Source organism: Aquitalea pelogenes (assembly GCF_041914625.1).
GTDB lineage: Bacteria > Pseudomonadota > Gammaproteobacteria > Burkholderiales > Chromobacteriaceae > Aquitalea > Aquitalea pelogenes.
The window spans coordinates 98,188-119,921 of record NZ_JAYSDA010000005.1 but is presented as its reverse complement, the minus strand read 5'-3'; the positions used below and the strand labels follow the sequence as shown (position 1 = coordinate 119,921).

The 21,734-nt window shown below is 60.9% G+C and carries 26 protein-coding genes; 2 read left to right on the top strand and 24 right to left on the bottom strand.

Going from position 1 to position 21,734, the window contains the following annotated elements; genetic code table 11:
- Positions 1-6: 6 nt before the first annotated feature.
- From tatA to ACE3SE_RS06020, 16 genes are all read right to left on the bottom strand, one after another.
- The gene (gene tatA, locus ACE3SE_RS06095) at positions 7-210 is read right to left on the bottom strand and encodes a Sec-independent protein translocase subunit TatA (protein ID WP_045845762.1); all 204 of its coding nucleotides are present in this window, start codon (positions 208-210) and stop codon (positions 7-9) included.
- A gap of 58 nt (positions 211-268) precedes the next feature.
- On the bottom strand, positions 269-592 hold the full coding sequence (locus tag ACE3SE_RS06090) for a histidine triad nucleotide-binding protein (protein WP_045845763.1): 324 nt from the start codon (positions 590-592) through the stop codon (positions 269-271).
- 20 nt (positions 593-612) lie between these two features.
- Positions 613-933 carry a phosphoribosyl-ATP diphosphatase gene (locus ACE3SE_RS06085; protein ID WP_082086335.1) on the bottom strand — a complete coding sequence of 107 codons (321 nt, stop codon included), beginning with the start codon at positions 931-933 and terminating at the stop codon, positions 613-615.
- 125 nt (positions 934-1,058) lie between these two features.
- Complete coding sequence (hisI, locus tag ACE3SE_RS06080) at positions 1,059-1,451, bottom strand: phosphoribosyl-AMP cyclohydrolase (RefSeq protein ID WP_045845765.1); 393 nt, start codon at positions 1,449-1,451, stop codon at positions 1,059-1,061.
- The gene (hisF, locus tag ACE3SE_RS06075; RefSeq protein WP_045845852.1) at positions 1,448-2,215 is read right to left on the bottom strand and encodes an imidazole glycerol phosphate synthase subunit HisF; all 768 of its coding nucleotides are present in this window, start codon (positions 2,213-2,215) and stop codon (positions 1,448-1,450) included. The genes hisI and hisF overlap by 4 nt, the downstream gene beginning before the upstream one ends.
- 243 nt (positions 2,216-2,458) lie before the next feature.
- Positions 2,459-3,202, bottom strand: coding sequence for a 1-(5-phosphoribosyl)-5-[(5-phosphoribosylamino)methylideneamino]imidazole-4-carboxamide isomerase (gene hisA, locus ACE3SE_RS06070; RefSeq protein ID WP_045845766.1), 744 nt, complete (start codon positions 3,200-3,202; stop codon positions 2,459-2,461).
- A gap of 19 nt (positions 3,203-3,221) precedes the next feature.
- The gene (gene hisH / locus ACE3SE_RS06065; protein WP_045845853.1) at positions 3,222-3,863 is read right to left on the bottom strand and encodes an imidazole glycerol phosphate synthase subunit HisH; all 642 of its coding nucleotides are present in this window, start codon (positions 3,861-3,863) and stop codon (positions 3,222-3,224) included.
- Between the two features lie 37 nt (positions 3,864-3,900).
- Positions 3,901-4,494, bottom strand: a complete 594-nt coding sequence (hisB, locus tag ACE3SE_RS06060; protein WP_045845854.1) for an imidazoleglycerol-phosphate dehydratase HisB — start codon at positions 4,492-4,494, stop codon at positions 3,901-3,903.
- A gap of 4 nt (positions 4,495-4,498) precedes the next feature.
- Positions 4,499-5,569, bottom strand: a complete 1,071-nt coding sequence (gene hisC / locus ACE3SE_RS06055) for a histidinol-phosphate transaminase (RefSeq protein ID WP_374554232.1) — start codon at positions 5,567-5,569, stop codon at positions 4,499-4,501.
- Between the two features lie 253 nt (positions 5,570-5,822).
- Entirely contained in the window at positions 5,823-7,115 is a 1,293-nt protein-coding gene (gene hisD, locus ACE3SE_RS06050; protein WP_131357230.1) for a histidinol dehydrogenase, read from the bottom strand.
- Between the two features lie 17 nt (positions 7,116-7,132).
- The gene (hisG, locus tag ACE3SE_RS06045; RefSeq protein ID WP_045845855.1) at positions 7,133-7,774 is read right to left on the bottom strand and encodes an ATP phosphoribosyltransferase; all 642 of its coding nucleotides are present in this window, start codon (positions 7,772-7,774) and stop codon (positions 7,133-7,135) included.
- Positions 7,775-7,814: 40 nt separating this feature from the next.
- Positions 7,815-8,579, bottom strand: a complete 765-nt coding sequence (locus tag ACE3SE_RS06040; RefSeq protein ID WP_374554231.1) for a flagellar brake protein — start codon at positions 8,577-8,579, stop codon at positions 7,815-7,817.
- 47 nt (positions 8,580-8,626) lie between these two features.
- The gene (locus ACE3SE_RS06035) at positions 8,627-9,217 is read right to left on the bottom strand and encodes an SCO family protein (protein ID WP_242673596.1); all 591 of its coding nucleotides are present in this window, start codon (positions 9,215-9,217) and stop codon (positions 8,627-8,629) included.
- Between the two features lie 151 nt (positions 9,218-9,368).
- Positions 9,369-10,400, bottom strand: a complete 1,032-nt coding sequence (locus ACE3SE_RS06030) for a COX15/CtaA family protein (protein WP_374554230.1) — start codon at positions 10,398-10,400, stop codon at positions 9,369-9,371.
- 49 nt (positions 10,401-10,449) lie between these two features.
- On the bottom strand, positions 10,450-10,944 hold the full coding sequence (locus tag ACE3SE_RS06025; protein ID WP_374554229.1) for a hypothetical protein: 495 nt from the start codon (positions 10,942-10,944) through the stop codon (positions 10,450-10,452).
- Positions 10,941-11,543 (bottom strand): SURF1 family cytochrome oxidase biogenesis protein, encoded by a 603-nt coding sequence (locus ACE3SE_RS06020; RefSeq protein WP_374554228.1) that lies wholly within the window; start codon positions 11,541-11,543, stop codon positions 10,941-10,943. The genes ACE3SE_RS06025 and ACE3SE_RS06020 overlap by 4 nt, the downstream gene beginning before the upstream one ends.
- 88 nt (positions 11,544-11,631) lie before the next feature.
- Here ACE3SE_RS06020 and ACE3SE_RS06015 point away from each other — a divergent pair, with 88 nt between their 5' ends.
- Positions 11,632-11,832 (top strand): DUF2909 domain-containing protein, encoded by a 201-nt coding sequence (locus ACE3SE_RS06015; RefSeq protein WP_045845771.1) that lies wholly within the window; start codon positions 11,632-11,634, stop codon positions 11,830-11,832.
- A gap of 7 nt (positions 11,833-11,839) precedes the next feature.
- Here the strand turns inward: ACE3SE_RS06015 and ACE3SE_RS06010 are convergent, their stop codons facing one another.
- From ACE3SE_RS06010 to coxB, 5 genes are read right to left on the bottom strand one after another with little or no spacing between them, the layout of a single operon-like run.
- The gene (locus ACE3SE_RS06010; protein ID WP_045845772.1) at positions 11,840-12,703 is read right to left on the bottom strand and encodes a cytochrome c oxidase subunit 3; all 864 of its coding nucleotides are present in this window, start codon (positions 12,701-12,703) and stop codon (positions 11,840-11,842) included.
- Between the two features lie 10 nt (positions 12,704-12,713).
- Positions 12,714-12,890: a DUF2970 domain-containing protein gene (locus ACE3SE_RS06005; protein WP_082086336.1), complete on the bottom strand. Its 177-nt coding sequence runs from the start codon at positions 12,888-12,890 to the stop codon at positions 12,714-12,716.
- Positions 12,887-13,429, bottom strand: a complete 543-nt coding sequence (locus ACE3SE_RS06000) for a cytochrome c oxidase assembly protein (RefSeq protein WP_374554227.1) — start codon at positions 13,427-13,429, stop codon at positions 12,887-12,889. Before ACE3SE_RS06000 ends, ACE3SE_RS06005 begins: the two co-directional genes overlap by 4 nt.
- Positions 13,430-13,441: 12 nt before the next feature.
- Positions 13,442-15,070, bottom strand: coding sequence for a cytochrome c oxidase subunit I (gene ctaD, locus ACE3SE_RS05995; protein ID WP_374554226.1), 1,629 nt, complete (start codon positions 15,068-15,070; stop codon positions 13,442-13,444).
- A 9-nt stretch (positions 15,071-15,079) separates the two neighbouring features.
- Positions 15,080-16,213: a cytochrome c oxidase subunit II gene (gene coxB / locus ACE3SE_RS05990; RefSeq protein WP_374554225.1), complete on the bottom strand. Its 1,134-nt coding sequence runs from the start codon at positions 16,211-16,213 to the stop codon at positions 15,080-15,082.
- A gap of 243 nt (positions 16,214-16,456) precedes the next feature.
- Between coxB and ACE3SE_RS05985 the strand changes: the two genes are divergently transcribed.
- Complete coding sequence (locus ACE3SE_RS05985) at positions 16,457-17,719, top strand: HD-GYP domain-containing protein (RefSeq protein WP_374554224.1); 1,263 nt, start codon at positions 16,457-16,459, stop codon at positions 17,717-17,719.
- Here the strand turns inward: ACE3SE_RS05985 and bioD are convergent.
- The 3 genes from bioD to pssA form a co-directional block, all read right to left on the bottom strand.
- Positions 17,709-18,350, bottom strand: a complete 642-nt coding sequence (bioD, locus tag ACE3SE_RS05980) for a dethiobiotin synthase (protein WP_374554223.1) — start codon at positions 18,348-18,350, stop codon at positions 17,709-17,711. The two genes, ACE3SE_RS05985 and bioD, sit on opposite strands and share 11 nt — an antisense overlap.
- A gap of 314 nt (positions 18,351-18,664) precedes the next feature.
- A complete protein-coding gene (locus ACE3SE_RS05975; protein ID WP_131357201.1) occupies positions 18,665-20,461 on the bottom strand; it encodes a 2-isopropylmalate synthase in 1,797 nt (598 codons plus the stop codon).
- A 306-nt stretch (positions 20,462-20,767) separates the two neighbouring features.
- Entirely contained in the window at positions 20,768-21,517 is a 750-nt protein-coding gene (gene pssA / locus ACE3SE_RS05970; RefSeq protein WP_374554283.1) for a CDP-diacylglycerol--serine O-phosphatidyltransferase, read from the bottom strand.
- Between the last annotated feature and the right edge of the window lie 217 nt (positions 21,518-21,734).

The following is a 21,734-nucleotide window of genomic DNA, read 5'->3' as shown; positions in this document are numbered from 1 at the left end:
TGTGGTTTATTTCTTGTCGGATTCGTTGTCGATGATGCGGCCGGTTTCGGCAGGCTTGTCAGCCTTTTCGTTCTCGCCCTTCATGCCTTCCTTGAAGCCACGCACGGCGCCGCCCAGGTCTTCACCCACGTTTTTCAGTTTTTTGGTGCCAAACACCAGCACCACGATCAACAGCACAATCAGCCAGTGCCAGATACTGAAAGAACCCATTGCAACTTCCTTTCAAAATGATCAGGCGCACCCTTGGCCGGGTACGCCGTTTACACCATCAGCCCTTGTGGCCGAATACATGCACATGCAGGTGGAACACTTCCTGGCCGCCACCATGACCGGTATTGATGCCGGTCTTGAAGCCGGCCGCCAGGCCCTGCTCGGCAGCCAGACGCGGCACCAGGCCCATGATGCGGCCCAGCAGGGCTTCGTGTTCCGGGCCGCACTCGGCCAGCGAGGCCACGTGCAGCTTGGGAATGATCAGGAAATGAACCGGAGCCAGCGGACGGATGTCATGGAAAGCCAGCACTTCGTCGTCTTCGTATACCTTGTTGCAGGGAATCTCCCCTGCGGCAATCTTGCAGAAAATGCAGTCACTCATAGCATGGTCCTGTCAGCGGTTCAGGAGGGACGGGAGGCTTTTTCGTCGATGCCGGAAATGCCTTCACGACGATGCAGCTCCATCAGCACGTCTTCCGGACGCAGGCCATGATAAGCCAGCAGCACCATGGAGTGGAACCACAGGTCGGCTACTTCACGCACCAGATGCAGCTTGTCCTTGTCCTTGGAGGCCATGATGGTTTCTGCCGCCTCTTCTGCCACTTTTTTCAGAATGGCGTCTTCACCCTTGTGAAACAGGGAGGCCACATAGGAGGACTGGGGGCTCGCCTCGCGGCGGGCTTCCAGGGTGTCGGCTACAGTCTTGAGCACATCGAAGGTCATGATGCTTCACCTTTGCATACTGGGAATTCGGCAAGTATAGGCCGATTCACGCATCGGCCGTTAGCGCCCGGAGGCGGCTTGTCATTGTAACGGCTGCGGATGGCAGCCGTTTGACACGGCGCAACTCAATGCTTGTGCTGGTAAATGGCGTCCGGGTCTTTGAGTACCGCATCCACGATGGTCCAGCCACCGTTTTCAAAACGGCGGTAGAAGCAGCTTTCGCGACCGGTATGGCAGGCAATGCCACCGGCCTGGCGGATCTGCATCACGATGACGTCGCCGTCGCAGTCCAGCCGCAGCTCGTCCACGGTTTGCAGATGGCCGGATTCCTCACCCTTTTTCCACAGCTTCTGGCGCGAGCGGCTCCAGTAGTGGGCAATGCCGGTATCGGCCGTCAGTTGCAGGCTTTCGCGGTTCATCCAGGCCACCATCAGCACGCGGCCGGTAGCACTGTCCTGGGCAATGGCGGTCACCAGGCCCTGGGCGTCCCACTTCACTTCGTCCAGCCAGTTGCTCATAGCCGCACCTCGATGCCTGCGTCACGCATGGCTTCCTTGGCCTCGCGCACCGTGTATTCGCTGAAGTGGAAGATGCTGGCAGCCAGCACGGCATCGGCCTTGCCCAGCTTCACGCCATCCACCAGATGCTGCAGATTGCCCACGCCACCGGAGGCAATCACCGGAATGCCGACGCCTTCGGACACGGCACGGGTCAGCGGCAGGTTGAAGCCGATCTTGGTGCCGTCGCGGTCCATGCTGGTGAGCAGGATTTCACCGGCACCGTATTCCTGCATCTTTTGCGCCCATTCCACGGCGTCGATGCCGGTACGGTTGCGCCCGCCATGGGTAAACACTTCCCAGCGGTCGTTTTCCGGGGTGACGGCCTTGGCGTCCACTGCCACCACGATGCACTGGCTGCCAAACTTGGCGGCGGCTTCGCGCACCAGTTCCGGGTTGGTCACCGCAGCGGTATTGATGCTGACCTTGTCGGCACCGGCGTTGAGCAGACGACGGATGTCTTCCACCTTGCGCACGCCACCACCCACGGTCAGCGGGATGAACACCTGTTCGGCCACCGATTCGATCACATGCAGGATCAGGTCGCGGTCGTCAGAGCTGGCGGTAATGTCCAGAAAGGTAAGCTCGTCGGCACCTTGCTCGTTGTAGCGCCGGGCGATTTCCACCGGGTCGCCGGCATCGCGCAGGCCGACAAAGTTGACGCCCTTGACGACGCGACCGGCAGTCACGTCCAGGCAGGGGATAATGCGTTTGGCCAGAGTCATGTTCGCAACACAAAAAAATTTGGCCGAAGCGTCTTCGGCCACAGGCTGTTGACAAAGTAATTTGATCCGATGTTACCGGCCCCGGCCAAGCCGGGCTGCTCCACCGCAGTAGCTGATTCCACAGCCTTCCTGTCGATTCCCATCCCCCCGCCCTTCCCCGATTGGGAAGGGTGCCTCGCCTTCTTGGCAGAAGGCGAGATCCGGTTTGGCAACAGCCTTGCCAAACCGGGGGTTAAAGCCGGATCAGGCCTCGGACAATTCGTCAGCCAGCGTCTGCGCAGCAGCAAAGTCGATGCTGCCTTCGTAGATGGCACGGCCGGTGATGGCACCTTCGATGCCCTCGTCTTCCACGGCGCACAGATTGCGTACGTCGTCGAGGTTGGTCAGGCCGCCGGAGGCAATCACCGGAATGGTCAGTGCCTGGGCCAGCTTGACGGTGGCTTCGATATTGACGCCGTTCATCATGCCGTCACGGCCGATGTCGGTGTAGATCACCGAATTGACGCCGTAATCCTGGAAGCGCTTGGCCAGGTCGATCACATTGTGATTGGTGATCTTGGCCCAGCCATCAATGGCCACCATGCCATCCTTGGCATCCAGACCGACAATCACCTGACCGGGGAAGGCATCGCAGGCATCATGCAGGAAGCCGGGGGTTTTCACCGCGGCGGTACCGATGATGACGTAGGACAGGCCCATGTCGAGGTATTTTTCGATGGTGTCCAGGTCGCGGATGCCGCCACCCAGTTGCACCGGCATGTCGTCGCCCACTTCCTGCAGGATGGAGCGGATGACATTCAGGTTCTTGGGTTTGCCGGCAAAGGCACCGTTCAGGTCCACCAGATGCAGGCGTCGTGCGCCCTGGTCTCGCCAGTGAGCGGCCACCTGGACCGGGTCATCGGAAAAGACGGTGGCATCGTCCATGACGCCCTGTTTCAGGCGTACGCATTGACCATCTTTGAGGTCGATAGCGGGTATAAGCAGCATGGTGCTAGATCAACGTAAGTTAAACACTGCCGTCCCATGCCAGGAAGTTCTTCATCATCTGAAGACCGGCACGGTGGCTCTTTTCGGTATGAAACTGCGTCGCAAAGATATTGCCACGCCCGACGATACAGGAAAATCTGTCCGGGTACTCACTTTCCGCCAGCGTCAGCGCTGCATCGGCCGGGGCGAAATGGTAGCTGTGGACAAAATAGAAACGCTCGCCATCTTCTATCCCGGCAAACAGCGGATGGGATGTTGTCTGGTAAACACGGTTCCAGCCCATGTGCGGCACCTTGAGGCGCTCGCCAGCGGCGTCCGTCAGGTTAGCCGAAAAACGGACCACATTGCCCGGAAACAGGCCAAGTCCGGGCGTATCGCCTTCTTCACTGTGCTGGAAAAGCAACTGTGCACCCACGCAAATGCCAAAAAACGGCTTGGTTTGCGTGGTTTCACGTACTGCCTCGGCCAGGCCGTAGCTGTTGAGCTCGCGCATGCAGTCCGGCATGGCACCCTGGCCGGGAAACACTACCTTGTCTGCCTTGACGATGGCTTCCGGGTCGCGGCTGAGGAAAATGTCCGCGCCCTGGTCGTTGACTGCCTGGATGGACTTGAGCACCGAGTGCAGATTGCCCATGCCATAGTCGATTACTGCGACTTTCATCATGCCCCTAACTGTTCGGATGAAGGTGGGCTGCGGCTCAGGCCGTCAGCGTGCCCTTGGTGGACGGCGTGGCACCGCCCATGCGTTCGTCCACTTCACAGGCCATGCGCAGCGCGCGGCCAAAGGCCTTGAAGATGGTTTCGGCCTGATGGTGGCTGTTTACCCCGCGCAGATTGTCGATATGCAGGGTCACCATGCTGTGGTTGACGAAGCCATGGAAAAACTCGGAGAACAGGTCGACATCGAACTGGCCGATGCTGGCGCGGGTGTATTCCACGTTGTACACCAGACCGGGACGGCCGGAGAGGTCGATCACCACGCGGCTGAGCGCTTCGTCCAGCGGCACGTAGGCATGGCCGTAACGGCGGATGCCCTTCTTGTCGCCAATGGCCTTGGCAAAGGCCTGGCCCAGCGTGATGCCGATGTCTTCCACCGTGTGGTGGGCATCAATGTGCAAATCGCCCTTGGCCACGATGTCCAGGTCGATCAGGCCGTGACGGGCAATCTGGTCCATCATGTGGTCGAGAAAGGGCACGCCGGTATCGAAATGGCTGCGGCCAGTACCATCCAGGTTCAGGGTGACGGTGATCTGGGTTTCCAGGGTATTGCGGGTAACGGAGGCTGTTCTCATGATTTCAGGCAAAGTAGCCGGCCAGTGCAGCAAGCACGGCCGTGTTTTCATCCGGACTGCCCACGGTGAGGCGCAGACAGTTGTCGAGCAGCGGGTGGCTGCCATGCAAGTTCTTGATCAGGATGCCATTTTTCTTCAGGAAGGCAAACAGTTCTGCGGCATCCGGCACGCGGATGGTGACAAAATTGGCCTGTGAATCAAATGCAGTCAACGCGCTGAACTGGCGCAAGGCCTGCAACAGGCGCTGGCGTTCGTCGCGCAGGGTCTGTGCCTGCTGCATGAACACAGCCAGATGGCGCAGCGCAAAGCGGGCTGCCGCCTGGGTCAGCACATTGATGTTGTAGGGCGGGCGTACCTTGTCCAGCTCGTCTATCCATTCGGCACAGCCTGCGGCATAGCCCAGGCGCAAACCGGCCAGGCCCAGCTTGGACAGGGTGCGCATCACCAGCAGATTGGGGCGGCTACCGGCCAGATCCATCAGGCTGTCGCTGGCAAAGGCCTGGTAGGCCTCATCCACCACCACCAGTCCCGGTGCGGCATCCAGCACAGCCAGTACCTGCTCGCGGGAAAATTGCGGGCCGGTGGGATTATTGGGATAGGACAGGAACACCATCGCCGGCTGATGGGTGGCAATGGCCGCCAGCAGGGCCGGCAGATCCAGGCTGAAATCGGCATTGAGCGGCACCCCGACATACTGCAGGCCGGAGAACAGCGCATTCATGCGGTACATGACGAAGGACGGCTCCAGCGCCAGCATCACCGCACCGGGGCGCGCCAGTGCCTGGGCGATCAGGGTGATGATTTCGTCCGAACCATTGCCCAGCAGCAAACTGGCGGCTGCCGGTATGTCAAACGCTGCCTTCAGTTCGTCCTTCAGCCCGCCGCCATGCGGATCGGGATAACGGTTGATGGCGACGTCGGCCAGGCATTGCCCCAGTTCGGTGCGCAGTGCAGATGGCAGTGCGTAGGGGTTTTCCATGGCGTCCAGCTTGATGAGGCCGCTGGCATCAGCCACGTGGTAGGCCTTGATTCCGGCAATTTCCGGACGGACCAGTTGCTTGGCAGTCAATGTCATGATGGTGGAGCCGGATCAGTTGTCATCACAAGCGACCGGCTGTTTCAGGTGTAGCTGTTTCAGGTATGCAAGGGGCGCTGCCGGAACAACGCACAGGCTGGCTATCCTACCGTGTTCGGCTGTTTTGGGCTAGTTGCGCGCCGTGGCCAGCCCGCATGATGGCACGGGAAACCGACATTTGACGACATTTTCACCGCACACAAAAAAACAGGGCCGGTATCGCGCCGGCCCTGTCTTCAGCTGAAGGATTTTCTCAGGATTCCAGCCGCAGCTCGGCAGCACGGGCGTGAGCGGTGAGGCCTTCGCCATGCGCCAGCACGCTGGCGATCTTGCCCAGTTTCTGCGCGCCGGCGGCAGACACGCGAATCAGGCTGGAGCGTTTCTGGAAGTCGTACACGCCCAGCGGGCTGGCAAAGCGTGCGGTGCGGCTGGTGGGCAGCACGTGGTTGGGGCCTGCACAGTAGTCGCCCAGGCTTTCCGAGGTGAAACGACCCATGAAGATGGCACCGGCATGACGCAGCAGCGGCAGGCTGGCATCCGGGTCAGCCACCGACAGCTCCAGATGTTCCGGCGCGATGTAATTGGCAATCTCGCAGGCTTCGGCCAGGTCGCGCACCTGGATCAGCGCGCCACGGTTGCCCAGGCTGGCTTCGATGATGGCGCGGCGCGGCATGGTGGGCAGCAGCTTTGCAATGCTGGCTTCCACTTCGGCAATGTATTCCGCCGACGGGCACAGCAGGATGGCCTGGGCGATTTCGTCGTGCTCGGCCTGGCTGAACAGGTCCATGGCAATCCAGTCGGCCGGGGTGTTGCCATCGCAGATCACCAGGATTTCGGACGGGCCGGCCACCATGTCGATGCCCACCACGCCGAACACGCGGCGTTTGGCAGCGGCCACATAGGCATTGCCCGGCCCGGTAATCTTGTCCACCTGCGGGATGGTTTCCGTGCCATAGGCCAGCGCGGCCACGGCCTGGGCACCGCCACAGGTGAATACCTTGTCCACACCGGCGATGAAGGCAGCAGCCAGCACCAGGTCGTTGCGCTCGCCTTGCGGGGTAGGCACCACCATGATGATTTCGCCCACACCGGCCACCTTGGCCGGCATCGCGTTCATCAGTACCGAGCTGGGATACGCCGCCTTGCCACCGGGCACGTAGATGCCCACGCGGTCCAGTGCGGTGACTTGCTGGCCCAGCAGGGTGCCGTCTTCGTCCTCGTAGCTCCAGGAATGGGCCAGCTGTTTCTCGTGGTAGCGGCGTACGCGTTCGGCAGCGGCGCTCAGGGCCTGTTGCACTTCGGCGGGCAGACGCTGCCAGGCAGCTTCCAGTTGTTCGCGCGACAGGGTGAGCTCGGCCATGGAAGCGGCCTGCATGCGGTCGAAGCGGTTGGTGTATTCCAGTACCGCTGCGTCACCACGCGCCTTGACGTCATCACAGATGGCGGCCACGGCGCTGTCCACTGCCGGGTCCTGCGCGGTTTCAAAGGCCAGCAGTGCTTGCAGTTGCTGCTGGAAATCAGCTTGGGTCGAAGACAGTTTCAGCATGGGATTCCGTTTCTGCCTTATGCCGGCACGGCAGAGGCAAAGGCATCCAGCACCGGCTGGATGCGGTCGTATTTGAGCTTGAGCGCGGCCTGGTTCACCACCATGCGCGAGCTGATGTCGATGATGTGTTCCACCGCCACCAGATTGTTGGCGCGCAGCGTACCGCCAGTGGATACCAAGTCAACGATGGCATCCGCCAGTCCTACCAGCGGAGCCAGTTCCATCGAGCCGTACAGCTTGATGATGTCCACATGCACACCCTTGGCGGCAAAGTGTTCACGGGCGATTTTCGGGTATTTGGTGGCCACTTTCAGGCGTGCGCCCTGGCGCACGGCATTCTGGTAGTCAAAGCCGTTTTCCACCGCCACCATCATCTTGCACTTGGCAATGTTCAGGTCCAGCGGCTGGTACAGTCCGTCACCGCCGTGTTCGATCAGCACGTCGCGACCGGCAATGCCCAGATCGGCTGCGCCGTACTGGACATAGGTGGGGACGTCCGACGCTCTTACAATCACCAGCCGCACATCGGCATGATTGGTGCCGATGATGAGCTTGCGCGAGGATTCCGGATCTTCCGCCGGAACAATACCGGCAGCGGCCAGCAGGGGCAGGGTTTCTTCAAAGATGCGCCCCTTGGACAGGGCAATGGTCAGGGTCATGATGATAAACAGACAATAGAAATGAAAAATGGGATGACCATCAGCCAACCAGCGCGCGGCGTTCGCGTTCCAGATGGCCGACATAACGCTGCACCAGCGTTTCCGACGACGGAGTCATTTTCAGGAAAGCACAGCCGACACGCACTGCGTCGTTGCCGTTACGCAAACGGGTGGTCAGGTGGTGTCGCACTTCGATGCCAGCCCGCAGGCTGCCAATCGGCCTAAGTTCAAAACTGCAATCCAGATATTGCTGCCCCAGCTCGAAACCCGGCGTTTGCGCCGCCGGCAACCACAGGCTGCATCCCCCCAGGCTGATGTCGAACAGCACCAGGTCGAGTGGGCGGTTGGGGTAATCGGCAATATGGCAGCTGACCGGATTGCTCACCGGCGTCTGGATGCGGAAAAATTCGCGGCGCTGCAGCTTGATCACCTGCTCCGGCAGGTCCACCTCGAAGGCCGGGCCGCTTTCGAGCATCACCTTGCGGGCCGCCGTGGTGACAAACTGGGTTTTCACCCCCTCGGGCGAGCAGACAAAGACATTGCGCTCGCTGGCCAGCAGCTGATCGTTGGTGACCGGGTCAGCGCCCCAGTCCAGCAGCAGCACGCCACGCTTGGCATCCACCTCCAGAAAGCGGGTGAGGATGAAGGTTTTGCCCTTGTTGGAAAACACCGTGACCATATGACCCGACTTGGCAATGGACGCCAGATGGTGGACCACCTCAACCGGCGTGGCCAGTGTGTACCTGGACAGATCGGGTTGGGCGTGGTCGCCATGCGGCATGCCGGCGGTATTGTCTTGGCTCACGATGGATGCTTCTTTCCGCGATTTAAAGTTGAATCATTGGCTGAATTCTAGCGTAACAGCTGACGAATATCATGGGTCAGGCTGTCTGCCGGCGTTCCGTAGGCCTCATAAACACGCAATTTGCCGCTCTTGTCGAACAGATAGGAGCCGGCGCTGTGATCCACGGTATAAGAGCCATCGGCTCCGGCCACCTTTTGCGCCACTACCTTGTAAGCCGACTTGACGGCGTCGATCTGCGCCGGCGTGCCGCTCAGGCCGACAAAGCGCGGATCAAAGTGCGGCACATAGCCCGCCAGCACCGCACCGGTATCACGCTCCGGGTCAACCGTGACAAACAGCACCTGCACCTTGTCGGCATCCGCGCCCAGCTTTTTCATCACCGTTGCATATTCCAGCATGGTGGTGGGGCAGACATCGGGGCAATGGGTATAGCCAAAGAACAAGGCAACCACCTTGCCGGCATAGTCGGACAGCTTGCGCGGCTTGCCTTGATGATCGGTCAGACTGAAGTCGCCACCCAGCTGGGTGCCACTCATGTCGGTACCCTTGAGGTCCAGCTTCACTTCCGCCTTGGGGGCGCAGGCAGCCATGGCCAGCAGCAGGCTGGCAAGCATGAAAAATCGCAACAGAAAACGCATCAGGTAACCACTAGCAGACAGATGGAATTGAGTCGGCAGGGCGGCAGGCCCGGCCATGTAACAGCCTGTCAGGATACTGGCGAAGCACCGGTACAGCAAGAAACTCGCCACAGCAATGCCAGGGCTGGCGACTGCTGCATGCTAGCGCCATTCAGTGCGGATGCGGACCAATGCCCTTCCCCAGCCAGGCGGATGGCCGACGGCCTGCCTGTTGCACCATGGCAGACACGTGCCGTGCGGCGCGGGCGTGCAGGCGGCACAGCAAGGTCCACCCCGTAGCCAGCAGCAACATCGCCAGCACATGGTGGGCCAGCGCAATGGGCAGCGGGCGTTGCAACAGGACATTGGTCATGCCCAGCAATAGCTGCAAACCAGCCAGCAAACCGAGCAGGCACAGCTGACGACGCAAGGACGGGTAAGACCACAAACGCCATAGCGTCAGCAGCAGCAGGCCAGACAACAACGCAGCGCCCACGCGATGCAACCAGTGCACCGCCACCAGCGCAGCCAGGGGCAGCGCGGCACGGTCCGGACCCGCACCCTGCCAGCCCGGCCAGGCTGCCGACAACTGCATGGCGGGCCACCAGTCACCGTTGCAGCGTGGAAACCCCTGGCAGGCCAGCGCGGCCTGATTGGCCGCCATCCAGCCGCCGAGGGCGATTTGCCCGGCCAGCACCAGCAGCAGCAAGGCCGCCAGCCGCCAGTGAGACGGTGCCACCGCCTGTGACGGCCAGTAGCGCGCGCTGGCCGTGCTGCACAGCAAGGCAAACAGGCACATGCCCAGCAACAGATGGCTGGCGACAATCAGTGGGCGCAATTGCAGGGTCACGGTCAACATGCCCAGCATCGCCTGCAGCAACAGCAAGACCAACAGTCCGCTGGCCGCAAGCCGCTGCTGACGGGTGCGCCAGGCCTGCCAGCAATACGCCAGCAGCAACAGGCCCAGCCCGCCGGCCAGATAGCGATGCGCCATTTCCTTCCACGCCTTGTCCGTGCTCACCGGGCCGTCCGCCTGCAAGCGCATGGCATGGGCAATGTCCTGCGCCGCCTGTGCCGGGGAGAGCTGGCCGAAGCAGCCGGGCCAGTCCGGGCAGCCCAGCCCCGCCTGCGACAAGCGGACATAAGCCCCCAGCGGCAACAGGATGCAGGCCAGCACCACCGCCAGCCAGAGCAGCTTTCGCATTGCAGTCTCCTTATTGTCCTGCCGTCGGCAAGATGCTGCCGGGCCAGGCTCACCCCAGTCCGTTATTCACCCGCAACAGCATGGCCAGCTCGCGGATGATGGCGGGCGGGCTGAGCGTGTCGGCATAAAACAGCAGTTGCCGTCCTTGCGGGTCGATCAGGTAAAAGCCGGGCTCCTGCGCTCCGGCTATGTCTCCGGGCAGGGCCAGCAGGCCATTACCCTGCGCCGGACTGGCCGGTGGCTGATACAACACCACCCGACGCAAGCGCTGGGCCGCCTCGCCCAGCGCCAGATGAATCTGCCGCATGGCATGCAAACGCTGCTGGCAAGCCTGTTCACAAGCACCTGCACCCTGCTGCGTCACCAGTACCCACCTTCCCTGCGGCCAGGCGGCATGCCCGGCAATTGCCAAGGCTTGCAAGGGCAGCAAGCGGCCATAGCTTTTGCCTGCCTCAGGCTGCCACCAGTGATAACTGAACCATGCGGCCAGCGGGGGCAGCAGGCATAACAGCAGCATCAGCAACAGGACGCGACGCGCTGTCATGCCCCACTCCGCCGCCAGCGCCACAGCAGGCAAAGCCCCAGCAACAGCCACTGCACGGCATAGGCGAAATGGCGTTGGGCAGATAGCGGTGGCAGTAACGGCCATGGCTGCAGGCCGGACAAGGGCGGCTGGGCGATGAAGACACCGGCATGCCAGTGACCCGGATAGCGACTTATCAGGCCAGCCATGTCCACCGCATCGACTTCACCTGCCGTACCCAGCCGGGCACCCGGCAAAGTCCAGCGCCCATGCCAGGGCCACCATTGGCCGGGCAACTGCGCCGGCAAGGTCAGATCCGGCAAGGGGCTGTTAGCTGCACGCCAGCCAAGATCGGCCAGAATCAGGCTGCCATCAGCCAGCCTGATGGGCTGCAGCACACGCTGGCCCGGCATGCCCTCCAAGAGACTGTTGGCCAGCAGGATGGGCAGCCCGGCAACACGGACGCCCTGCAACCGGTAGCGCGCCAGATCTCCCATCCCGGTCGATGGCAGAATGCGGGCCGGCGGCGCTGCCTGCCGCGTGGCCAGTGCCTGTTCCAGCGCCAATTTGTCCATGCCGCGCTGCCATTGCCACAGCGCCAGTACAAAAGGTAACAACACGCATAACAACAGAAACCCACGACCGCGATTTTTGCCACTAGACTGAATACATGTATTCGCTGTCCGGGCAGTACCGGGGGATTCCGCCATGAAAATCATCATCGTGTTCTTGCTGGCTTGTATTGTGCTGGCGCTGTTCTGGGGGCTGTCCGGCCTGCTGAAGGCGGAATCGGGGTCGCAACGGCTGATCCGCTCGCTGACCTTGCGGGTCGGCCTGTCCATCGGCCTGTTCATGCTCTTGCTGCTGGGCGCACTGTTTGGCTGGTGGCGGCCGCAGCAGGCGGGTTGAGTCCGGCTCATAGGCAATACACCAGCACAAACAGCAACAGCCACACCACATCGACAAAATGCCAGTACCAGGCCGCCGCTTCGAAGGCGAAATGGTGCTGGCGGTCAAAATGTCCACGTCGTACCCGCCGCCATACCACCAGCAAGATCAGGCTGCCCAGCAGCACATGCAGGCCATGCAGGCCGGTGAGCAGATAGAAGGTCATGCCGTAGGCCCCGGCCGACAAGGTAAGCCGCCAGGCCGTCCAGGCGTGGTGGTATTCGAAGGCCTGCAACAACAGGAACAAGCCACCCAGGCTGAAAGTACAAAGCAAACCGGCTTGTAACTGCTGCCGCCTCCCTTGCAGCAGGCCCCAGTGCGCCCAGGTCAGCGTGGCACCCGATGTCAGCAGAATCAGGGTATTGAACGCGGGCAGGCCCCAGGCCTCCATCGCCCGGTAAGCTTGCGTGGCCTGCGGTGCGGTCTGCAAGGGCCAGCTGGGGGAAAAATCCGGATACAGCCATTTGTAATCCAGGCCGCCCAGCGTGGGCAGCGCCACCAGCCGCAGCCAGAACAGCACGCCAAAACACGCGGCAAACAGCATGACTTCGGAAAAAATGAACCAGCCCATGCCCCAGCGAAACGACAGGTCCTCCTGCTGCCGGTAACAGCCTTGCTGGTTTTCGCCTATCACGTCACCAAACCAGCCGACCAGCATCCGCAACAGGCATAGCGCGCCGAGCAGCAACAACCCGCCACCCCACGCCATGGCATTGACGGCCAGCGCCGCACCCAGCCCGAGACAAAACAATGCCAGCGCGCCCAGCGCCGGCCAGCGCGACGGGGCCGGCACGAAATACGGCCCGGCCAGCGGTTGTTCGGGATGCTCCATTGCCCTCTCCTCAAGCACCTATCCAGCGCGCCAGCGCCAGCAGCAAGCCAATCAGCATCAGTACCAGCAACAGCGCGGTGATGATCAGCTGCCACGGTCGCAACTGGCTGTCCTGCTGTACCGCCTTGCGCGGGCGGATACCGCAAAAAGCCGACAACACGGCCAGCACGCCGCGCCAGCCGCTCATGGCGCACGCCCCTGCCCCGGTACATCAAACACGCTGTAGGCCAGCGTGATGCTGTCGATAGCGGCGGGCAGTTGCCGGTCGATCAGCAACACCACCGGGAAACGCCTTACCTCGCCCGGCCGGAAGGCTTGCTGGCGAAAACAGAAGCATTCCAGCTTCTTCACATAAGCCGCCGCTTCGGCCGGCAGATAGCGCGGAATGGCCTGCCCCACCACGCTTTGTCCGCTGTTATTGCGCATTTCGTACTGCAACTGGATGAGCTGGCCGGTTTGCACTTGCAGCCGGGATTGCAGCGGCCGCACCTGCCAGGGCAGGCCGGGCTGCACCATGGCGTCCAGCTGCAGAGTCACCGGGCGGACTGGCGGCTGGCTGGTGGTGGCATCCGGCAAGGCATCGGCAGCCACCACGCGGTTCAGGCCGCTCACCTCGCACAGCACCCGGTACAAGGGCACCAGCAACCAGGCAAAGCCGAACATCAGCAGCACCGCCAGCAGCAGCTTGCGCAGCAATACCGCATTGGCCATCCGCACCCTGTCCATGCCCGGCTCCCGCTAGCCCTGCCCGCCTTCCCGCATGCTCAGCACCACGCCGTTTTCAGCGGTTTCCAGCTGTGGCGGCGGGTTGAAGCTGTGGTAAGGCGCGGGCGTGGGTATTTGCCATTCCAGGGTGTTGGCCCCTTCCCATGGCTGTTGCGGCGCGGTTTTGCCATGGCGCAGCGAGTACAGGATGTTCAGCAGGAATATCAGCTGGCCCAGGCCAAACATGAAGGCGCCAATACTGGCAATGCGGTTGAAATCGGTAAATTGCAGCGCGTAATCCGGAATGCGGCGCGGCATGCCGGCCAGACCAAGAAAGTGCATGGGAAAGAAGGTGACGTTGAACCACAGCAAGGACCACCAGAAATGCAGCTGGCCCAGACGCTCCACATACATGCGCCCGGTCATCTTGGGAAACCAGTAATACACGGCGGAAAACAGGCTGAACAGCGCCCCGGCCACCAGCACATAGTGAAAATGTGCCACCACGTAATAGCTGCCATGCAGCTGGACATCCACCGCCGCCACACTCAGCGTCACCCCGGACAGGCCGCCGATGGTGAACAACAGGATGAAGCCGATGGCAAACAGCATCGGCGTTTCAAAACTCATGCTGCCTTGCCACATGGTGGCAATCCAGTTGAACACCTTCACCCCAGTGGGCACGGCAATCAGCATGGTGGCGTACATGAAGAACAGCTGCGCCGTGGCGGGCATGCCGGTGACAAACATGTGGTGTGCCCACACCATGAAAGACAGCACGCCGATGGAGCTGGTGGCATACACCATGGAGCTGTAGCCAAACAAGGGCTTGCGCGCGAAGGTGGGTATCACCTGGCTGACAATGCCAAAGGCCGGCAAGGCCATGATGTACACCTCCGGATGACCGAAAAACCAGAACACGTGCTGGTACAGGATGGGGTCGCCACCACCGGCAGCATTGAAGAAGTGGCTGCCGAAGTGACGATCGGTCAGCACCATGGTGACGGCACCGGCCAGCACCGGCATCACCGCGATGATGAGATAGGCGGTAATCAGGCTGGCCCAGGCAAACATCGGCATGTTCATCATGCGCATGCCCGGCGCACGCAGATTGATGATGGTGACCACGATGTTGATGGCCCCCATGATGGAACTGATGCCCAGGATGTGAATGGCAAAAATGGTGAGATCCATGCCCATGCCCAGCTGTACCGACAGCGGCGCATAGAGCGTCCAGCCCGCTGCTGCCGCGCCGCCGGGCACGATGAAGGACAGCAGCAGCAGGATCATGGCGGGTGGCAGCAGCCAGAAGCTCCAGTTGTTCATGCGGGCAAAGGCCATGTCAGGTGCGCCTATCATCAAGGGCAGCATCCAGTTGGCCAGCCCGGTGAAGGCCGGCATGATGGCGCCGAACACCATGATCAGCCCGTGCAGGGTAGTCAGCTGGTTGAACAGCTCCGGCTGGAAGAATTGCAGGCCGGGACTGAACAGCTCGGCACGGATGCACAGCGCCAGCACACCGCCCACCAGAAACATGCAGAAGGCAAACCACAGGTACATGGAGCCGATGTCCTTGTGATTGGTGGCAAACAGCCAGCGCGCCAGCCCTTGCGGCTTGTGTGCCGGTACCATGCCATGCGCCGTATTGCCTGCCGGATCCATGACCGCCTCCTAACCGCTACTGCCGCGCAGCGCGTGGATTTCCGCAGGCTGTATCACCTGCCCGCTATGATTGCCCCAGGCATTGCGCTCGTAAGTGATGACGGCAGCGATATCGGTATCCGACAACTGCTTGCCCCAGGCCTGCATGGCCGGATTGCGCTGGCTGCCATAAAACACGATGTGCAGATGCGCGGCCTTGTCGCCATTGACCACCGGCGAGCCGTCCAGCGCCGGGAAATTACCGGGAATGCCCTTGCCGCTGGCCTGATGACAAGGCAGGCAGTTCTGGCCGTACACCGTTTCGCCCCGCTGGCGCAACGCCGCCAGCGTCCATACCCTGGCCGGATCATCCGCCGCAGCCGCCGCCTGTTTCAGCCTGGCATCGCGCCAGCGCGCATAGTCCTCCGGGCTGCGCGCATCCACCACGATGGGCATGAAACCGTGGTCCTTGCCGCACAGCTCGGAACACTGCCCGCGATAAATGCCGGGCTTGTCCACCATGAACCAGGCATCACGCAGAAAGCCGGGAATCGCATCCTGCTTCACCCCCAGCTGCGGCACCCACCAGGAATGGATGACATCGTTGGCAGTCAGCAGCAGCCTTACCTTGCGCCCGGTAGGCAGCACCAATGGCTCGTCCACCTCCAGCAGATAATGTTCCGGCCGAGCAGCACCGGCCGCCGTGGCGGTGCGCGGGGTGGACAAATGGCTGACAAAACCGAAGTTGTCATCCAGATAGTCGTAACGCCATTTCCACTGATAGCCGGTGATGCGGATGGTCATGTCCTCGCCATGCGTGCTTTTCTGGCTGAGCACGGCACGGGTGGCCGGCCAGGCAATGGCCAGCAGGATCAGCAATGGAATCACTGTCCAGATGATTTCCACCGTGGTGTTTTCGTGAAAGGTTCTGGCGCGGTAAGCGCGTGATTTGCGGTGTCGCACGATGGCAAACAGCATCACGCCCGACACCAGCAGGAAGATAAGCCCGGTCACCCACAGCAGCATGCTGTGCAGGTCGTATTCCAGTCTGGCCAGAGAAGTGGCGGGGGGCTGCAGATTGAAAGCCACAGTTTCCCCTTGCACGGCGGTGCTGTGGAGGGCAAACCATATGGCGCTGATGCCGCAGAGGCGAAGGCAGGACATGCGTCCCCCTTTTCCGGCCGCAGGATGGCTGGCGGCCTGTTCAAACACTGACAACAAAATTCAACAGCTGTTTGCAATGCTAGGTCAGATGAAAATAAAAACAAGAATCTTTCATGTCGCACTGCGGCAGTGATGTAAATTCAAAATGCATGAACTTGTAATTGGGTTACGATGGCAAATAATGATGATTAGTCCGCATCATTTACTGCTAAAACCTGTCAGCCCACATCGCAGACATCCATCATGCCCAATGCCAGTCGTGATCAGTTCAGCGCCAACCCGCATTTTCTTGCCTCCCTGACCGGCTTGATGGCCCGTCAGCCGATTGTGGTGGAACACACCCTGGCAGCACAGGACGGCAGCATCCTGCTGCGCAGCGGCATGACCTTGCAGGAAAAACACGTTCAAGCCCTGCCGCAGCACCCGTTGCGCACTCCGCTGGAAGCCAGCCTGGCCTTGCCGCAGTTCGCTGCCCATCACGTGTTGCACGAGCGCTTTCGCCAGCTACTGGAACAACACTGGCTGTTACAGACACTGCTGGAAAAGCCGGCACATCGCCATGCCTGCCTTGCCGTACTGGAAGACTTGCCGCTCAATCACGCGCTGCTGGTGCTGTTGGCCATGCTGGAAGAAAAACAGCAACTGGGGCACAGCCTGCTGTGCTGCCTGATCAGCCTGGGACTAGCAATGCGTACAGGTCAATCCAGCGCCCTGCTGGAGCAAATTGCGCTGGCAGCCCTGTTTCATGACATCGGGGAGCTTTATCAGACACCACGCCAGAGCAAAACCACCGACGACAGCCAATGGCGGGTGCGCCTGACGCATCCCTTGATCGGCTATCGCCAGATGTTGCAGCTGGGCCAGCATGCGCAGCTGGAAGCCATCGCCCTGGCCATCTTGCAGCACCACGAGCGGCTGGATGGCAGTGGCTACCCGCGCCGGGAGAAGGAAAAACAATTGGGTGTGACCGGCCAGATCATTGCCGTGGCGGACATGGCCACCCAGATGCTGCTGCATCAAACCCATGCCCACCAGCGGCTGGATATCGCGCTACGCATCATCCCGGGGGAATTTCATCGCCCGTCGGTGTCCTTGCTCAGCCGTCTGCTACGGCAACAGCAGCCCACGCTCGCTGGCGACAAAGCAGGCAATGCCACGGCCATGCTGCATGACTTGCTCAAGCACATCGGCGAAATCACGCATTTGCTGCTGAATTTGCAGGAAGAAAAACTGGGCAGCAGCGGTGCCGCGGTACTGCAGCGCTGCCTGAGTCAGTTTGATGGCATTCAGCGCTCGCTGTTCAGCACCGGCATGCAGGGCGGCCACCCACTGGCGCAGGAAGACGATCTGCAACTGGAAATCATGCTGGTTTGCCAGGAAGTTGCCTGGCGACTTCGCAATCTGGGACGGGATGTCAGCCTGTTACAGGACAAGCTGGGGCCGGATGACAGCATGCTGTTCCAGGATTTGAGCAGCACGCTGCTGACCAGTCCGCTCAGCCAGTGACCGGCGTGCCCTCATAGGGAAGTTCCAGCAGCAGCGGAGCGGTAATGGCTGCCTTGAGAGTAGCCAGATTGTCGGCGTAGGCCAGTTGCTGCGGCACCACCCGGTTGGCCACCCAGCCACCCAGCGTCAAACCGGAAGCCTGAATCGCCCTTACCGTGAGCAAGGCATGGTTGATGCAGCCCAGCCGCATGCCCACCACCAGAATCACCGGCAGTTGCAGCGCCCGTGCCATGTCTTCCATGTACACCCCATCGGCCAATGGGGCCAGCCAGCCACCGGCGGCTTCCACCAGCACGGTATCCGCCTGCCCCGCCAGTTGCCGGTAGTGGCTGACAATACGGTCCAGTGAAATTTCCACCCCGGCTTCGCGCGCGGCGATATGCGGTGATACCGGCGGCAAAAAGCGGTAGGGGTTCATCAGGTCCAGATCCTGCTGTCCGGTTGCCGCCACCAGCCGGGTCACGTCGTCATTCTGCCAGCTGCCGTCGGGCAGAATCTCGCAACCGGAAGCCACCGGCTTCATCGCCACCACCCGCTGGCCCTGCGCCTGCCAATGACGGATCAGCGCGACGGCGGAATGGGTCTTGCCGATTTCGGTATCGGTGCCGGTAATGAAAAATCCCTGGGACATGATGTGGGTGCCTTGCATGAATGAAGCAGGCGCGATGATAACGCGGGACAGCCGGGAGAGTAAGACGGGTGTCAGCCCGCCAGCGCGACAACGCCGACCTCCTGGGTCGGCTGTCTGCCGCACTGGCCTTGTGAGCCGGGGCTGAATGGGAAGCGGCCTTGTGAGCCTGTGGTTTCAATCAAAGGGTGAACTGAAACCTGTTGCCGGATGGCTGCCACCGGGCGGGTCCGGCCTGACGGGAACGGGATGGGGAAAATCCGTCAGACCAGTCCCGGGCTGTGGCAGTTAGCCCGGCTGAAAACAAAATCGGATTCTTAAACGTCGCCTTGTGCCTTCACACGCTCCTGACGGTTGCTCAGCTTGTTCAGTGCGGACAGATAAGCCTTGGCACTGGCCACAATCACGTCGGTATCAGCACCCTGGCCATTCACCACACGGCCGTCCTTGGCCAGACGCACGGTGACTTCGCCCTGCGATTCGGTGCCCTTGGTAATGGCGTTCACTGAGTACAGTTCCAGTTCGGCCGCGCTGTTGACCGTGCTTTCGATGGCCTTGAAGGCGGCATCCACCGGGCCGGAGCCGCTGGATTCACAGCGCTTTTCCACGCCGTGTTCGACAAACACGATGGCAGCTTGCGGGGCTTCACCGGTTTCGGTGTTGATCTTCAGCGACACGAACTTGTAGTCCTCCTGCAAGGTGGACACCATTTCGTCCGACACCAGCGCGTGCAGGTCTTCGTCGAAAATTTCGCGCTTGCGGTCGGCCAGGTCCTTGAAGCGGGCGAAAGCGGCGTTCAGTGCCTCTTCGCTGTCCAGCACGATGCCAAGGTCGGTCAGCTTGGTCTTGAAGGCATTGCGCCCGGACAATTTGCCCAGCGTCAGGCGGTTGGCACTCCAGCCCACGCTTTCGGCGGACATGATTTCGTAGGTTTCGCGATGCTTGAGCACGCCATCCTGATGGATGCCGGATTCATGGGCAAAGGCGTTGGCACCGACAATCGCCTTGTTCGGTTGCACCGGATAGCCGGTAACGGTGGACACCAGCTTGGAAGCCGGCACGATCTGGGTGGCGTCAACACGGGTTTCCACGGCAAAGATATCCTTGCGGGTACGCACAGCCATGACGATTTCTTCCAGCGCGGCATTACCGGCACGTTCGCCCAGACCGTTGATGGTGCATTCCACCTGACGGGCACCGCCCAGAACTGCGGCCAGGCTGTTGGCCACCGCCATGCCCAGATCGTTGTGGCAATGGGCGGACCAGATCACCTTGTCGCCACCCGGCGTCTTGCTGATCAGCTCGCGGAAGAAGGCCTCGGTGGCACGCGGCACGGCGTAGCCCACGGTATCCGGCACGTTCAGCGTGGTGGCACCGGCCTTGATCACTTCGCCAAAGATGCGGGCGAGGAAGTCGATGTCCGAACGCAAGGCGTCTTCGGCGGAAAATTCGACATCGTCGGTATATTCACGGGCTATCTGCACTGCCTTTACCGCTGCAGCCACCACTTCATCCGGGCTCATGCGCAGCTTCTTTTCCATGTGGATGGGGCTGGTGGCAATGAACGTGTGGATGCGACCACGCGCAGCAGGCTTGATGGCTTCACCGGCGGCACGCACATCGCGCTCGTTGGCGCGGGCCAAGCTACAGACGGTGGAATCCTTGATTACCTCGGCAATGGCGCGGATGGCGTCGGCATCACCCGGGCTGGCAGCGGCAAAACCGGCCTCGATCACATCCACACCCAGACGTTCCAGCTGACGGGCGATACGGATCTTTTCTTCCTTGGTCATGGAAGCGCCCGGCGACTGCTCGCCATCACGCAAGGTGGTATCAAAAATGTAAAGACGGTCGCCCATGTCGAATGCTCTCCCTTGTCCCTGTGCTGCTGTCCCGGCGGCGTTCAGGTAATCGTTGAAATCGAATCTCTTGCCCTGGCTGGCGGCTAGTTGTGCCAGTTTGTTCAACTGTGACAGCGGCAGGCTGCCACGTTCTCTCCATTTGTAGATTGCTGCACGGCTGACCGGCTCATCGGGAAACAGCTGACTCAGGCCTTCAGCCACCGCACCGGGGCCGCCCAGGTCTTCGATCAGTCGTTCAATGTCCAATTGCATGTTGTGCTCCTGCAGCAAAGTTTTAACCAATGTATCGATTGGACAATATTTCGTCAAACACGCAGTGCAACATGGCCTGGAAAATCAAAAATCCTGTGTCAAATATGCAAATATTAGACATTAAGTCTAATACTTCATAAAAACTGGCTGCCGCAGACACCAAAAGCCGTCAGTGTCCGGATTGAGCCATCAGAACAATTCAGACAAGAATTGGACAATTCTGTCCAATACCTACATCACGCCGGGCAATAAAAAACCCCGTTGCGCCAGGCGCCAACGGGGTGATCTGTACAGCCAACAGCAGCTTCAAAGCATCACGGGCTTCGGCTTGCACCAGCGCCAGGCCGCCATCACATAGCCGGACAGCGCATAGCAGACAAAGAAGCCGAACAGCACCAGCGGCGGCTCGGACATCAGCAGCAGCAAAGCCACCACCAGCGCCAGCAGCATCACAAACGGTACGCGGCGGCGCAGGTGGATTTCCTTGAAGCTCCAGAACTTCACATTGGTCACCATGGTAATGCCGGAAAAGGCGGTAAAGCCCAGCAGAACCCACTTCAAACCCGGCAGGCCGGTGTAGTCATAGGCATGGCAGATCCACACCAGGCCAGCCACCAGAGCCGCTGCAGCCGGGCTGGGCAGGCCGGTAAACCAGCGTTTGTCAGTGCTGCCCAGCATGGTATTGAAACGCGCCAGCCGCAGTGCTGCGCCGGCACAATGGATGAAAGCCACCATCCAGCCCAGCTTGCCCATGTCCTTGAGCAGCCATTCATAGGCCACCAGTGCCGGTGCCACACCAAAGCTCACCATGTCCGACAGGCTGTCGAACTCGGCACCAAAAGCACTCTGGCTGTGCGTCAGCCGGGCAACGCGGCCGTCCATCCCGTCCAGGATCATGGCGACAAAAATGGCGACGGCGGCAATCTGGAAGTTCTGGTTCATCGCCTGCACGATGGCGTAGAAACCGGCAAACAGCGCGGCCAGGGTAAAGGAGTTGGGCAGCAGGTAAATACCCTGACGGCGCAGGGAAGGCTTGCCCGGAACGGGGTCATGCATCATGAAGTTATCCGTAAGCGAAACAGTCGATACGGCGCTGAACCGGCAGGAATACAAGCCGGTAGTCAATGCGTCGACGATCTGGATAAATCGGGCGCCGTGGCGCAGAACCGTCTAGTTTAATCCAAGCCGCTGTCAGCAGCAAAACCGGGCCAGAACCGATACCCGGCAGGGCTGTGACAATGAAAAAAGCCGGGTTGCCCCGGCTTTGCACACT